The following is a 15,229-nucleotide window of genomic DNA, read 5'->3' as shown; positions in this document are numbered from 1 at the left end:
CAATTAAAAATTAATTAAAACCCGATTATAATTTATTGATTCCAATTCTATTTCTTTGTGACGCAATCTTTGCCCTACCCGGGATCAATAGTAAAACCCGATGGAGAAGTAGAACACAACAGGTCCCCAGGAGATGGGACTTAATCCTTCTGTTATGTTTTTAACAAAAAGGAATGTTCTTCCGATCGCAAAATCCGCCGGACCAACAGGTGTATCGAAAGACAATCCGATACCAAGTGCATGCCTTAAATCACCGAGTTTAATTTTTTCTTCCTCTTCCCAGATTGATCCTATGTTATAGCCTGCACTTACATAGGTGTCGAAAAAGATTTTAAATGGGAGTTTATATCTGTAGTCAACGCCAAGTTTGAAGAGTTGCCGTCCCCTGAATTCGTCCTGATACATGCCGTAGAAAGACCGTAATCCACCGAGTGAAAACTGTTGCGTAAGAGGAAGTGTCTTGTCGGCGAAAGCTATTTCTGCGGTTGTTGAAACGGTGCTGGATTTTGTTATTCCAAGATAACCCTCAAACTTTGCACCGAAGGATGTGTAGCCTGTGGATGCTTTTATGAAATTGAATGCCGTTTCATAATAGCCGTTAAAAAGAATTCCATCTGTCGGATATGGATATTTGTTTTTTGTATCAATGGTGGTGGAAAAGTTGAGGCTGAATACAGGATTATCAAAAACAAGCGGCTCACTGGCTGTTATGTTTTCGATTCTGTTGAGCTCATACTTTGCTTTTCCGATAAAATTACCAAACCTGCCTACCTGGGTTCCCAGCCAAAAAGAAACCCCCGCAAGCGACTGCCTGTATTCGCCAAACTGTGACCGGGTATAAAATGTGGACGATCCTGCCGGGTCATCACGATATGTAAAAATATCTCTCTGTGAATAATGGAATCCAAGTTTATATGTCAGGTATGTATCGAAAAGCCGGTTGGCTCTTGATTCAAGTTCTGCTGAAAATTTCCTTGGACTGATGAAGAATATCAGACCAAGCTCCCCCCCGGTCGAAAAGATATTGGCATCCCGGATATCGATGTTTAACTGTGGTGCATTTTCATTATCAACCTTAAACCCGAAACGCGCAATCTGTGATATCTTTTCATCAACCTGAATTTGGAGAATGTTTTTACCGTCTCTTTTAACGACATTCACAGTAAAGTTTTCAAACAGATCTGTCGAGTAGAGGTTTTCGAGTCCGCTTTTCAGTTTTTCCACATCAAGATTATCACCAGGTTCAATAGGGATTTCTCTTAGTATTACTGTAGGGTTTGTGTTGATGTGACCGTTTAATTCTATTTCAGCAATTTTTCCGCCGTCAAACTCGAGACTCAACTCGCCGTTTTCTTTGTTAAAATCAGCCTTCATAAGAGAAAAGAGGGCGTTCCCCTGGTTTCTGAATCCTTTAATGATCTCTTTGATATAAGCAATTGCTGCAAGTGGTGAAAAAGGTTTTCCGACCGAAAGTATGGATGAGGAATCTGAAAGCACGGAATCCTGACCGTCGATCTTTATTTTGATTTTTGAAACAACCGGGTAAAGATATGGCTCTATTCTGAGGATGTTTTTCCCTTCGGGTGTTCTGAACAAGGATGCTTTTGTTTCTTCGAATCCTGATTTTTTCTCTAAAAAAACAAGCTCTCTGTAAATATCAGACAGTTTGACTCTGCCGTTTTTGGAGGCTTTTGAAATCAGTCCTTCGGCATATTTACATTCCGGATGAGGATACAAATTATCGATAACCATGTCACCGGAAGCAAAAGATGTATAAATAACAGAATCTATCTTTTGCTGAAGTTGTTGAGCCGCTATTTTTCCTGCTTCATATCCGGCTTTAATAAGAGAGTCAAACCCTGAAAAGTCGCCGGAATTTTTATCGCCTATCTCCGGAGTAACTAAAACATCAGCGAGGCGTAACTCCTTTTCATTCAGTTTTTTCATGGGAATGCTCAAGAACTGATCAGCGAGTACCAGCGGGTTTTTAAGTCTGTCTTTAGGATTAAGAGGACTTGTGGAATTGACAGCAAGTATCAAACCATTTGACATTCCTTTGGCAATAGAAACCGGGATGTTTGCTACAAGTCCGCCATCAGCCAGAAGTACTGTATCATATTCAACCGGCGAAAGGAAAAACGAGACACTGGAACTTGCTCTTATTGCTTTCGAAATCGATCCTGAATTTATAACATACGGGCTACCCGATTCGAGGTCGGTACAGACGGCTCTAAACTTGTATTCAAGGTCGTCAAAATTGTATCTGACCCCAATGGGTGATTGGAATGAGAGGAGATTCAACTGGTTGAGAAGTTTTTGGCCGTCGTTGATTGAGTTCGGAATCAGGGGTGTAAGACCATCGAGACGAAGCGAAAATACAGCTTTATCTTCGGTAATTTTCTGATCAACAAAAAGATTGTTTCTGTTTTCCCGGTAGTTGAGAGATATAATGGAGTTCCAGTCAATGGTGCCGGCGAGTGAATCAAGATCATCCACTGAGTATCCGAGAGAATATAAACCTCCGACAATACTTCCAATGCTTGTTGCAACCACGGAGTTGGGATAAATTCCTTTTTCCTCCAAAGCCTTCAACACGCCAATCTGGGCAATGCCTCTGGCACCCCCTCCACTTAAAACATATGTTATGGGAGGATAGAGGACCGGTTCTTTATACTCGATTCCAAACGGGTGGGTAACTTTGCGGTAATCCAGTTTAAGTTTAAGTGTATCGCTATACTGAGAATATAGCGATACACTCAAAAACAGAATAAATATGAATGTTTTTACCCTCATTGAGGGTATTCGAACGGTTTTCATTAAAATGCATCTTTATGCTTGATGACCGTTATTTTTTCTTCTTTTTTTGTTGCTGTTGAGACTGAGCACTCTTCTCAGCAGCTTCGGTTAATTTTGCCATAAAACCTTTTTTTCTCTTTTCAGCAGGTATTGGAACAAGCTCTTCCTGTTTCCCGTATTTATTTATATACTGCTGTTGGAGAATGGAGAAAAGGTTAAACATGAAATAATAGAGGTTAAGACCTGACGGGAAAGTCATAAACAGGATGGTCAGGACAATCGGCATTATGTAAACCAGCGCTTTCTGAGATGGATCTTTTGTGGTCATCTTCTGCTGTATGAATGTTGTCACACCCATAAGAAGAGCGAGTCCTGAAATTTCCTGTACACCAAAAATTGGAATTGTAAAAGGAAGACTAAAAAGAACATCGGGTCGTGAAAGATCGTGTATCCAAAAGATAAATCCTTCACCTCTCAACTGGATTGCAGTCTGGAAAGTACCAAAAAGTGCGATAAAGATAGGCATCTGCAGAATCATGGGGAGACATCCACCGGCAGGATTTATGCCGTATGTGGAATACAGCGCCATCGTTTCTTTTTGAACCTTGGTCGGATCGTCTTTGTATTTCTCTTTGATTTCAGCAATCTTTGGTTGAAGCATCTGCATCTTTTTCATCGACTGGAAAGTGTTCTTTGTCAGCGGATAAAGGATGATTTTTATGATCAATGAGAAAATTATTATTACTATTCCGTAGTTAGGAATAAAGGAATAGAGGAAAATAAACAAAGGCAGAAGGAAATATTCAGCTATCGGTCTTACAAGAAATTTGATCCCAAAGAAGCTTCCAAACTCAACTATCTCGGTAAGATTGTTTCCATATCCCTTAAGGATATTATAGTCTGCTGGTCCAATATATAACAGGAAGTTGTTTACGGAGTCGCTGTTTCCCTTGTAGTCAAATCTAACCGATGCATCGTAAACTTTCCAAATGTGATCAGGTTTTACTGTGTAGTTCTTTGCAGAAAGCTCATAACCCTGTGTGGTTTCACCAATCGGCACAATTGTCGAAGTAAAGTATTTGTTTTTTACAGCTATCCAACTCACAACGCCGGATGATTTTTCTTCTTTTCCGCTTTCTGATGAAAATGTAATATGCTCATCACCATAAAAAACAGACGCATTCGAGTAATTTAACTCATCTTTTATGTATTGTTCAACATGGTTGAGACCGTTTTTCCAAGATACCTGATACTGATTTCTTGAGATTACTTTGGAGAGATTATTCAGTTTAATGGCAAATCCAAGTCCGTAATCGTCACCTTTAATAACATACCGGAATCCAAAACCCGCACCGGTTGAATCCTTTTTAGATGAAAATTCTACAACAAGTGAATCTTTTCCCTTTAGAACGATTGAGTCCTTGTTGAGATTTACAGAAAAATTAACCGTTCTTGAGTCGATCCACTTCCCGGAATTGTCCATAAATTCCAGACTTAAACCGCTTCCTCTTTCATAATCCATGATTTGAACAGATTTTTGTTTCAGAGATGCGTTTGCCGGGAGGGTATCGTTGAACCAGTTTTTATAGTTCTTGAAGTAAATCTTTTTAAGGGTACCGCCTTTGGAAGAAAACTCCATAATGGCAAGATCGTTCTCAATGGTGATAGTTCTTGCCGGAACTGTGTCTGCAGAGAACTGTACAGAGGAAGAACTCTCTTTTACTGCTTTGGCGGACGAATCCTTTTTAACAACAGCGAGGGAATCCGCTTTTAATGCTTTTGCAGAGTCAATAACCTTGACACTGTCTTTTTTGTTTGTTTTGTTGTCTTTTGGTGTCTCCGGAGTACTCCAGTATAACCATACCATTAATATCAAGCCAATCAAAATAAAGCCGATTGTTGCTTGTCTATCCATTAAATTTCCTGATTCTTGTTATTGTGTAAAAAGCAAAGGTTGTTCGGGGGGTAAATGTCCTGATGCGGGCTACTGTAGACCCGGATTGTTTCTATTAACGCTGTAGCTGATCTTGTTAAGAATTTCAACAATACTGTCTGTAAAATATGCGAGCCTGTATCTTTTGTTTTTATCAAGAAAAGAGTAGGGAGAGAGCAATATATAAAGTCTTATTCTCTGATCTATCCGACCATTAATTTCAAACTTGTTAAGCCTGTAAGATTCCCTGAGCAATCTCTTTATCCTGTTTCGGAACCAGGCTTTTCCGGCTTTTTTCGAAACAGCCACAGCAATTTTTATCTGTGGCTTTTCTTCAGATTCAATAACTTTATATATCGCCCGTACTCTCTTGTCGGAAGATATTAACTTTGTGCCCGATGTGTAGATTTCTTCAAAGGATGTTTTTCCTTTTATTCTTTCTCTTTTATTTAGAGAAAGTTTACTCAAAATCTTGACTCGTCACTTACTGTAAGTTTGTGTCTTCCTTTTTTGCGGCGGTTAGCCAATACTTTTCTACCACCAACACTGCTCATTCTTTCTCTGAAGCCGTGTTTGTTTCTTCTCTTTCTGTTGCTTGGCTGGAAAGTTCTTTTCATTCCAAAAACTCCTTTTCATTAAAGACTGCAAATTTACGACTTTTTAAAGAATTACACAACTTTTTATTTTATTGAAAAACTCTTTTTTTATAAAAAATCACTTGCTTGATATTATCATAACCTGATAAATTTCCATTGCAAATTATTGCAAACAAAATGTGGATAACTTGTTGATAAGTTTTGAGCGTGAAAAAGTTTCACGCAGGTTTCACACCGTTTCACAATTTACACACCACACCAATTGTTCAAGTGTGTAAGAAGAATCACCCTAACAAGTTTATTTTATTACACTTACCCGATTTTACACATTGTTGATAACTTGTTAACATTTTAAATAATTAATTAACCAAATTTAGTAACTCACTAAAAAATCAGCACTTATATTTGTGGATAACTTATGCTAAATTCTCAAACTTCTGCACACAGCACCCCCCGGGATGCAGATTCTGTATGGAGAGAATGTCTTGAACAGATAAAACCCCTTGTTCCGGCAATGACCTTTAATACCTGGTTCCTGCCGATCAAGCCAATCGCCTTAAAAGGTGATTCTTTAACTATACAATTACCCAATAATTTTTTCTACGACTGGATAGCCGAACGCTACAATTCTCACATTAACAAAAGTGTGAAGGATGTGCTGGGAGAGAACGGGTTGATTGATTATGTTATTGTAAACGAAGAGACCAAAGAACCCTTTATGCATACTCAGCAACCTGCTCAAAGAATTATGGTTGATCCCTCCTCCCTTGTTCAGGAAGAGGATGACGAATATTTCGAGTCGAACATAAACAACAAATACACTTTTGATAATTTCATCAAAGGTGAATCGAACCAGCTTGCCAGAGCTGCTGCCTACGCCATTGGTGAAAACCCGGGCGGCACTTCCTTTAATCCCCTCTTTATTTACGGGGGTGTGGGACTCGGTAAAACACATCTCATTCATGCCATTGGCAACGCTGTCATGCAAAAAGACAGATCGAAGAGAGTACACTATATTTCTGCTGACCGTTTCACGGTAAAATTTGTGGAGGCAATTCAGGAAAATAAAAAACAGCAGTTCACAGGACAATTTCAAAAACTTGATGTTTTAATTATCGACGATATTCAGTTCCTTGCCGGAAAGGAAAAAACCCTCGATGAGTTTTTCCTCATTTTTAATACCCTGCACCAGTCGGGAAAACAAATTGTACTCACGAGCGACAGACCTCCAAAAGATTTAATCGGGATAAACGACAGACTTATCTCAAGATTTAACTGGGGACTGACCACCGATGTTCAGCCACCTGATTTTGAAACGAGACTTGCCATCCTTAATAAAAAAGCTGACAGTTATAATATCCGGTTGACAGGGGATATGCTCGATTATATTGCCACCCACATCACATCTAATATCCGAGAACTCGAAGGTGTATTGCTGAAACTGCTGGCTAAAATCTCTTTTGGTTATTCAGATATCAATTTTGACCTGGTCAAAAAAGTTGTAAGAGAAATTTCCACCACAAAAAAGGTGAATATCGGTATTGATGTAATTACCAAAGTGGTTTGCGAACACCTTAAAGTTGATGAAAAGAAAATAAGGGATAAAACAAGAAAGCAGGAGATAGTTGAAGCCCGTCAAATAGCGATGTATCTTTCGAAAATGATGACAAATTCAACTCTTAAGATGATAGGACTTCACTTCGGAGGCAGAGACCACTCAACAGTAATTCATGCTGTCACAGAAATTGAAAACCAGGTGAACACCAGCACCCGCTCGAAAGAGATGATCGAAGAGATTAAAAACAAGATTGAATTGCTGTGTTCATAACTTGTTATTTAAGTGTTGATAAGCATGAATTATCTTGTTAATAAGTCATGCTTGTCAACACAGTGTTGGCAACCTTTTTTTATCAAATCTTTTATCCACCCGGAATCTCCTTTAACTTGCTTCCCAACTTCTTTTTTTTCAACATGTTAACACAGATATCAACATATCAACACGAATACATATACATTATAGATTTAAAATAAAGTAATATTTATATATTTATTCGGGGTGTGAAGTGAAGAGCAGAAAAGTATTTTATCGATTCGATTGTAAAAATATCACATTTTTACATGTATAATTTTTAATTTTCCGGAAAAAATATGTTTAAGAAATTTTTACCCAAAGAAGAGTTATATTTTTCAAACTTCATTTCGATGATTGACATCGTTGCTCACATGGGAAAAATATCAGCCGACTTTTTCTCTTCTGAGGAATATGATACTGATATGTTTACTCAGTTGAAACCATTGGAAAAACAGTGTGACGAAATTGCCACCAAAACGATAAAGAAACTCGATGAAACTTTTATTACTCCATTTGACCGCGAAGATATTTTTGCTCTCGTAAAGAAAATAGAAGATATCAGTGAAATTCTTCTTTCGGTTACAATTCGAGTAAACACATACAATGTAAAGAAAAAAGTGGCCGGTGCCGGTGAGATTGCCCAGATTATCTACAAGCAGGTACTCCTTTTGCAACAGGTGTTGAATAAACTCGAAAAAAATGAACACGACCATACCCAGCTCGAAGAGATAAGAAGTCTTGAATCAGATGCTGATAAAATATACAGAGATTCTCTGAAGGCGATGTTTTATGACGAAAATGCAAATGCAAATGCGATAGAAATAATAAAAAACAAAGCAGTACTCGATCAACTGGAAAAAGCTGCGGATAAATGTCAGGCATGCGTAAATGTTATCAGATCCATACTGATCAAGAATTCATAATATTTTAATCTGTTTATAAGGAAAAGATTTGTGGATATCCCTTTTTCACTGATATTTATTGTTTTTCTGGCTTTGGCATTTGATTTCATAAACGGATTTCATGATGCCGCCAATTCCATAGCAACAGTGGTTTCCACCAGAGTCCTCTCTCCAAGATATGCTGTTATGTGGGCAGCCTTCTTTAATTTTGTTGCATTTCTTATCCTCGGGCTTCATGTGGCAAACACCATAGGTAAAGGAATCATCGAGCACGATGTTGTCGATCTCACCGTCATAGGCAGCGGGCTCACAGCGGCGATCATCTGGAATCTGCTAACATGGTGGCTGGGAATTCCCTCGAGTTCGTCGCATACGATGATTGGGGGACTGGTCGGGGCTGCAATTGTCAAAGGAGGATTTGCAGCTATCTTTGGATCGGAAGTGCTGAAAATTATAGTTTTTATTTTTGTAGCACCAATGATCGGTATTTTCACAGCCTATTTCTTTTCTCTCCTCGTTTTATATCTTTGCAGAAACATATCACCGAGAAAAGTGGATAAACTGTTCAGAAAACTTCAGTTGCTTTCATCTGCGGCATACAGTCTGGGTCACGGATCGAACGATGCACAGAAGATGATGGGTGTTATTTTTATGGCGCTTGTAACAACCGGATATCTGGGATCCAAAGATGAAATACCCCTTTGGGTGGTTTTGGCCTGTCACGCGGCAATTGCCCTGGGAACTTTGTCTGGAGGCTGGAGAATAGTAAAAACCATGGGACAAAAAATTACTAAATTAAGACCCTTTGAAGGTTTTACTGCAGAAACAGCGGGCGCCATGACTCTTTTTGGAACGGCATTATTTGGTATTCCTGTCAGTACCACTCATACGATCACCGGTAGTATAATAGGTGCGGGAATAACAAAAAGACTGAGTGCCGTAAAATGGCAGGTTACTTACGAGTTACTTTGGGCATGGGTTTTGACCATTCCTGTAACCGCAGTTTTTGCAATGGTAATATATCTTGTTTTTAGAATGTTTTAAATGAAAAAAGGGTCTCACCCGGAATAATTCGGACGAGACCCTGGTTTAATTTTAATTATAAGCTAAGGTTCCGGGACTTCACGGAATTCATCAGGAATAAGAAACAAGGGAACTCCATTATTCTTTAATCTGAATTTCAGGTCTTTTATCATTTCCGAACTCTCGAGCGAAGGAATTGAAGGAATACCGAGTAATTTCCCAAGATCAAACCACGGTTGATTAGGATATTCCACTATTTCATATTCATCAAGTCCGGCCTTTGAAGCAGCAATTTTTATGGCATCATCGAGACCGCCGAGAACATCCACCAGCCCGTTTTTAGACCCGTCAATTCCTGACCAGACTCTTCCCTGAGCAAGTTTCTCGACCTCATCAACGCTCATTTTTCTGCCAGTTGCAACTTTTTTCTTGAACAACTCATAGTTGTTCATAAAGTATTCTTTAACTTTGTCCTTTTCTTCAGAAGTAAGGTTCCTGGAGGGTATTGTTACACCGAGCAAAGGAATAGTCACCCCGGAAAACAAATCAGCTCTGTCACCTTTTTGAACCTGATCGCTCGTCAAACCGGTGAGGTCCGAGAAACCCTTGTTGTAATACCATCCGCCAATCACTCCTATAGAGCCTGTGATTGTGTTTGGAGCGGCTAAAATGGTGTCAGCATACATTGAGAGCCAGTAACCACCCGAAGCAGCCACAGAGCCCTGAGAAACTATAACCGGCTTGTGCGAAGCATACTTCTTCAATCCTTCTGCTATATAGTCTGAAGCTTTTCCGTCACCTCCGGGGGAATCAACTCTAAGTACGATTGCCTTCACATCTCTGTTGGCTGCGGCAGCTCTGACATCATTTATGAGACTTCTGGCATTTATGCCTTCATCCATTGCGCAGGCACCGATTACATAGATAATTGCTATTTTGCTTTTCTTTCCCCAATATCTGTCATCGTAGATTTTGTTGTTTCCTGCAGCGGAAATATTTGTAACACTTATACCTGACTGAATCATCGACTCAAATATTTTAGGCAAATCGTCGTAGCGGGCAATTGTATCCACGAGCCCGGCCGCCACTGCTCCTTCAGAATCGATTAAAACCTTATTATTCACAATATTATCGAATGAAGAGGCAAGCCCGGGTCGGGAAGTTATAATATCCTGTTTTGCCAGTTCATAGAAATCATCAATGAGAGCCTGTCTCTGCTCTTTATCGGCATCACTTCCCTTGTCGCGTGCAACAGTTTCAAACGCAGATTTATATTTGAAAAATCTCCATTCCTCAACCCCTATTCCAAGCTTGTCGAGTGTACCTTTCATATAGGTTTTACTGATAGAGTATCCCGGAAGATTGATCAGTGAGACGGGGTCAATCACTATTTTGTCGGCGACTGATGCAAAATGGTAGAGATCGAATCCTCCACCGTCGATATAAATCAATACTTTTTTCCCCTGTTTTTTCAAGTCTTTGAGGCGTTCCCGAAGTTCCCAAAGCATTTCCTTGTTTATGTTTGCCCCCGACATGTTAAGAATAATTCCCTTGTATGCGGGATTGTCCTTTACATTTTCAATATCCTGAAGTGCATTCAACAAGGTGTTTGAGCCATCAAACAATTTATATTTTTGATATTTCAACCCGCCAAACATGTTTGAGTAAGCTACCATATTTTTCTTTGTGATGTCAATCAGGTTTCTGTCGTAAGAGCCAAATCGTATACCGTATGTCTGATAACCGACTCCGCTTCCTTCAGCGAGATGACTCTGACTGAAAATGGAAATATTGCCGAGACCTACCTGCAGACCTACGGTCATGCTTTTGTTTTCGAAATATCTGAATACTGCCCTGAGACCGGGAAGAGGTTCAACAGCAACCCCGGCTGCCCACCTGTTTTTTAAAGGGTTGTCTTCTTTTTGAACTATGTAATCAAAGAAGCCTGATACCAGTTCGTTGCCTGTCGGACGAACTGCCAAAGAAAAAACCCACTCGTTAAGATCGCTGTTCTCGGGATAAACTCCCAAAGCTGAAAGGGAAATCTGTCTGACAGGTCTGTAGAACACACCTGTTTGCCAAAAATTTTGTCTGCCGAAAAACGATCTCTCGCCATTGGACCAACCGTATCCGGCACCTATGCCGAACCTTTCATCACCAACGGAGAAATTTATTCCATAGTCGTTTATTTTTCTGTCATTCCTTTTCTCTTCATTAAAGTAAAAACCGAAATTTGGAGAGGCCGAAACAAATCCCCATCTGGAAAAATTCGCATCTTTTACAGGCGCAGCACCAAAAAGAGTGAGATCATTTCCCCTGTAAGCTGATAAAAATGCAGGATTATCATAACCGTAAAGACTGTAACCCATAGCACCGGGAGAAGTGAACGATATGTTATTTCTGGAAAAAAAGGAAAGGTTGTCGGTCTGTGCAAAAATCTGTGTGCACGATAAAAAAAGAACTGCAGATAAAAGAAGTGTTTTCTTCATTTTGATGCCCGGAATGAGTGATTAAATAAGGCACAAAACTACAAAAAAAGGATAATTCAGTCAGAAAAGAATGGTTTAGACGGTAAAATTATGTGTTGGATGTTTAGTTTCAAGTCCGACACGGGATATTTGAAAGGGTTTTGAAATCAGTTTGTTCTTACTGTGAAAAAGAGAATTACAGCCAGAACAGTTGCACCGGCAGCTATCGCAATGTTTGTAAAACTGCCCCAAAAAGGTTCTTTTGGTATATCGGACATTGTGAAAGGCAGACCCCTGTTTTCAAGTTCTTTTACTTCAGAAAGTTTTATTGTATCAACTGTTTCAAAACGAAATTTTGTTTCGGAAGAACCCATATCACCCGAAATAAAGGCAGTACGCTCTGTAAAATAGTCTCCCAGAAAATTTTTTGTAAAGGGGGGACTGTATGTTACAGCAGCATTTTTTAATGTGATAACCGCAGCAGCGTTCCCGGATACAAGCATGATACCATTATCAGTCAGATTTTTACGAAAGGATGCACTTAATACTTTATAATCGCCCGGAAGTTCAAGAGATGCAGAGGGAATACGGTCGCCCGGAAAAAAGTTGGCGGATATAAATGTGGAGGCTACACCGGTAAGACTTTCAAAAACATGCAGATTAGTGGGTGTTTGCCCACTAATCTGAGTAACAAAAAGGAACGCAACAATTACAAAAATTGATTTTTTCATCTGATTAAGCTCTGCCGGCAGCAATTTCCTGCAGTTTTTTAACTCTCTCTTCAATTGGAGGGTGTGTCGAAAACAGTTTTGTTATCCCGCCCCCACGCAGAGGATTCACAATAAACATGTGAGCTGTGGCAGGTCCGGCAGCATCCACGGATTTTTGGGAATTGTATTCCGACAGTTTCTGAAGAGCCGAAGCAAGTCCAAGAGGATTCCCGGAGATTTTTGCTCCCGAAGCATCAGCAATATATTCTCTTGATCGTGATATTGCAAGCTGCAACATCGTGGCTGCAATTGGAGCTACAATTATCAGAACCAAAGAGCCGATGAGACTGTTATCCTCATCATCCCTTCCACCAAAGATCATAGCCCATTGTGCCATGTTTGCGAGCATAGTTATCGCTCCTGCAAAGGTTGACGCAACTGCTCCAATCAGTATATCACGGTTTTTGATGTGAGCCAGTTCGTGGGCTATCACACCCTCGAGCTCACTGTTGCTAAGCAGTCCTGTAATTCCCGATGTTACTGCCACCGCAGCATGATTTGGATTTCTCCCTGTAGCGAAAGCATTTGGGGTAGCATCGTTAATTACATACAATTTAGGCATTGGTATCTGAGCTTTTTGAGCAAGTCTTTCAACCATGTCAAACAGGTACGGTGACTGACTGCGGTCTACTTCAATCGCACCGTACATTTTAAGCACTATTTTATCTGAGAACCAGTAACTTCCGAAATTCATCACAACGGCAAAGAGAAAAGCGAAAAACATGCCTGTTTGTCCACCGATCAGATTACCTGCAAGTACCACCAAAACGGTTAGTACCGACATAAAGATTACTGTTTTTATCGTATTCATTTCTTACCTCTAATTATGATCAAATCTCTTCGAGATTACTATAAAATACATTAAAACGGGCAAAAAAGTTCAATTTACTTCAAAAGAAGCATTTTTTGCCTTAGTGTTTTTCCACCTGAATTCAGAACGGCGAAATAAACACCACTCGGAAGATTCCCGGCAAAAAAGCTTATTTCATGGCTTCCCGCGGAATAATCCCCTTTTGCCAACACAGCCACTTCTTCACCATTCGTATTGAAAACAGACAGAGTCAAGTAACCGTCATCGGGCAGGGAAAACTTGATTTTAGTTTCCGGATTAAAAGGATTTGGATAGTTGGCGTGTAAAATCATCTCTACCGGTACAGCATCCTCATTTTCCACAGAAACCACGGTCGAAGCAACTTTTAGAACAATCTCATTATTCGGATCAAACATCAGCGATACCGGTTGTCTTGTAAAGTTGAATGAGAACAATTGGCTGTTCTCATCATTAAACACCCGGACTGTGGTATCTCCACCATCGGCAAAAAAGATTTTAAGTTCGATGGGCATTTTGAAGAACACGGTGTTTGTTTGTGTCTGTCTTGCTGTGAAGTTTACTAACCAGGAGCCATGGACAGGCGAATAAATTGAATAAGTGTTGGCGTAAATCGCGTGATTCGGATTGTAGAGCCACTGTTCAAAGAACCATGACATGTCCTGTCCGTATGCATCGCTCATCTTCTGAATAAACTCAGGGATGCTGCAACTTCTGTAGCGGTAGCGCGGATCTGAAGTATATGACTTTATAGCAGAGAAGAAACTGTCGGAACCCATCACATATCTTGCCATCGCAAGCACACATGAACCTTTTGAGTAGGTGATTGCAGTGTTAAAAAGAGTGTTCACATCGGGAGTAACCACTGCCCATGACGGGTTATAGATGGGCCAGCCGGGGTTTGAGTTTTTATATTGATTTGCGTCATTTAAAATCATGTTTTTAAATGCATCGTAACTTCCACCGGTCTTCACTTCTTCCCAGACAGCTTCGGAGAAGGTTGCAAACCCTTCGTTCAGGAATATATCCGCCCAGGTTGAGGGACTTATCATGTCGCCGAACCACTGGTGCGCAAATTCGTGAGCTATCAGGTTTTCCGACCAGCAGCCTGAACAGAGGGAGGTCAGGGTCTGGTTTTCCATCCCCCCCCATGTAAACTGCGAATTCAGAGTGGCATACCCGTTCTTCTCGAAAGGATAGGGGCCGTAACTTCCCGCAAAGCCATCAAACTGATTTAATATGGCTGTTCTGATATTGGAAGAAACGGTCTCGCCCGGGTTCGCATAAAGTCTTACGGGTATTGTATCACCCGAAACAGGATCAACCCAGGTCAGGATAATCAACTGATAGTTTACTCTGGCAGAAAGCACCACAAGATATGTAGCCACAGGGTCTCTGCTTACCCAACGGTAATAAATTTCGTTACCTGTATTTACAGAATCCTTTAACAAACCGTTGGAACCAAGTTTAACGGTAACCGGCACTCTGGTTGTAATATCCACGGTTGCTTTGTCGGAAGGTCTGTCGTAGCAGGGAAACCATTTCCGGGCACCCTCTGGTTCAGCATCGGTAAAGACAGTCCCTCCACTCGCATAAAATGCCCCGTCAGAGACATTTTTGTGTTTGTAATAAACCTTAACTTCAGTTGTGTCACCTGGTTGATAAGTTCTGTCGAGTGTAATATTAAGTAAATTGGAGGCGTGTGTAAAAGCAGTACCTGCCATGGAAACGGAATCCACCTGAATTGAAGTGTTCACAGCGTTCAGAGTGATGCTGTTCAATGTTGAATCAACGGCAAATTTAATGACGACACTTCCCGTATACGCTTTTGAATAGGGGGATATGAAACAGTTATAAATATCAAGATCGAGAGAGTAGTTCAACACATCGAATGAATGTTTAATCTCCGAAACAGATGCATACTTAAGGAGTGACTGAGAATTGCTGTTGTGTCTTTTTTCAGCACAATATTCATATCCTCTTTTTTCCTGAGCAAAAATAGAGGTGGTAATAAGTACTAATGCTACCAGTCTGGTTGCAAGATTCATGAGAGGGTCCGG

The 15,229-nt window shown here is 40.3% G+C and carries 11 protein-coding genes; 3 read left to right on the top strand and 8 right to left on the bottom strand.

What is annotated here, in order from left to right:
* Positions 1 to 84 precede the first annotated feature (84 nt).
* The 4 genes from J0L60_02855 to rpmH all read right to left on the bottom strand — a co-directional run bounded on the left by J0L60_02855 (position 85) and on the right by rpmH (position 5,346).
* Complete coding sequence (locus J0L60_02855) at positions 85 to 2,817, bottom strand: patatin-like phospholipase family protein (GenBank protein ID MBN8545049.1); 2,733 nt, start codon at positions 2,815 to 2,817, stop codon at positions 85 to 87.
* 28 nt (positions 2,818 to 2,845) lie between these two features.
* The gene (gene yidC, locus J0L60_02850) at positions 2,846 to 4,711 is read right to left on the bottom strand and encodes a membrane protein insertase YidC (GenBank protein MBN8545048.1); all 1,866 of its coding nucleotides are present in this window, start codon (positions 4,709 to 4,711) and stop codon (positions 2,846 to 2,848) included.
* Between the two features lie 69 nt (positions 4,712 to 4,780).
* Positions 4,781 to 5,197, bottom strand: a complete 417-nt coding sequence (gene rnpA / locus J0L60_02845; protein MBN8545047.1) for a ribonuclease P protein component — start codon at positions 5,195 to 5,197, stop codon at positions 4,781 to 4,783.
* The gene (rpmH, locus tag J0L60_02840; protein ID MBN8545046.1) at positions 5,194 to 5,346 is read right to left on the bottom strand and encodes a 50S ribosomal protein L34; all 153 of its coding nucleotides are present in this window, start codon (positions 5,344 to 5,346) and stop codon (positions 5,194 to 5,196) included. Before rpmH ends, rnpA begins: the two co-directional genes overlap by 4 nt.
* A 397-nt stretch (positions 5,347 to 5,743) precedes the next feature.
* On the opposite strand from rpmH, the gene dnaA reads away from it, so the two are divergent.
* The 3 genes from dnaA to J0L60_02825 all read left to right on the top strand — a co-directional run bounded on the left by dnaA (position 5,744) and on the right by J0L60_02825 (position 9,123).
* Entirely contained in the window at positions 5,744 to 7,153 is a 1,410-nt protein-coding gene (gene dnaA / locus J0L60_02835) for a chromosomal replication initiator protein DnaA (GenBank protein MBN8545045.1), read from the top strand.
* 320 nt (positions 7,154 to 7,473) lie between these two features.
* Positions 7,474 to 8,100: a DUF47 family protein gene (locus J0L60_02830; protein ID MBN8545044.1), complete on the top strand. Its 627-nt coding sequence runs from the start codon at positions 7,474 to 7,476 to the stop codon at positions 8,098 to 8,100.
* A gap of 36 nt (positions 8,101 to 8,136) precedes the next feature.
* Entirely contained in the window at positions 8,137 to 9,123 is a 987-nt protein-coding gene (locus J0L60_02825; GenBank protein ID MBN8545043.1) for an inorganic phosphate transporter, read from the top strand.
* A 62-nt stretch (positions 9,124 to 9,185) separates the two neighbouring features.
* On the opposite strand, the gene J0L60_02820 is transcribed toward J0L60_02825, so the two are convergent.
* The 4 genes from J0L60_02820 to J0L60_02805 all read right to left on the bottom strand — a co-directional run bounded on the left by J0L60_02820 (position 9,186) and on the right by J0L60_02805 (position 15,217).
* Positions 9,186 to 11,591, bottom strand: coding sequence for a S49 family peptidase (locus J0L60_02820; GenBank protein ID MBN8545042.1), 2,406 nt, complete (start codon positions 11,589 to 11,591; stop codon positions 9,186 to 9,188).
* A 146-nt stretch (positions 11,592 to 11,737) separates the two neighbouring features.
* Positions 11,738 to 12,301: a hypothetical protein gene (locus J0L60_02815; protein ID MBN8545041.1), complete on the bottom strand. Its 564-nt coding sequence runs from the start codon at positions 12,299 to 12,301 to the stop codon at positions 11,738 to 11,740.
* Positions 12,302 to 12,305: 4 nt separating this feature from the next.
* Positions 12,306 to 13,151: a zinc metalloprotease HtpX gene (gene htpX, locus J0L60_02810; protein ID MBN8545040.1), complete on the bottom strand. Its 846-nt coding sequence runs from the start codon at positions 13,149 to 13,151 to the stop codon at positions 12,306 to 12,308.
* 74 nt (positions 13,152 to 13,225) lie between these two features.
* The gene (locus tag J0L60_02805; GenBank protein ID MBN8545039.1) at positions 13,226 to 15,217 is read right to left on the bottom strand and encodes a T9SS type A sorting domain-containing protein; all 1,992 of its coding nucleotides are present in this window, start codon (positions 15,215 to 15,217) and stop codon (positions 13,226 to 13,228) included.
* Between the last annotated feature and the right edge of the window lie 12 nt (positions 15,218 to 15,229).

Source organism: Ignavibacteria bacterium (assembly GCA_017302895.1).
Taxonomy (GTDB): domain Bacteria; phylum Bacteroidota; class Ignavibacteria; order Ignavibacteriales; family Ignavibacteriaceae; genus UTCHB3.
Note: the sequence above shows the minus strand (reverse complement) of the source record. Positions and strands in the feature narration are given on the sequence as shown.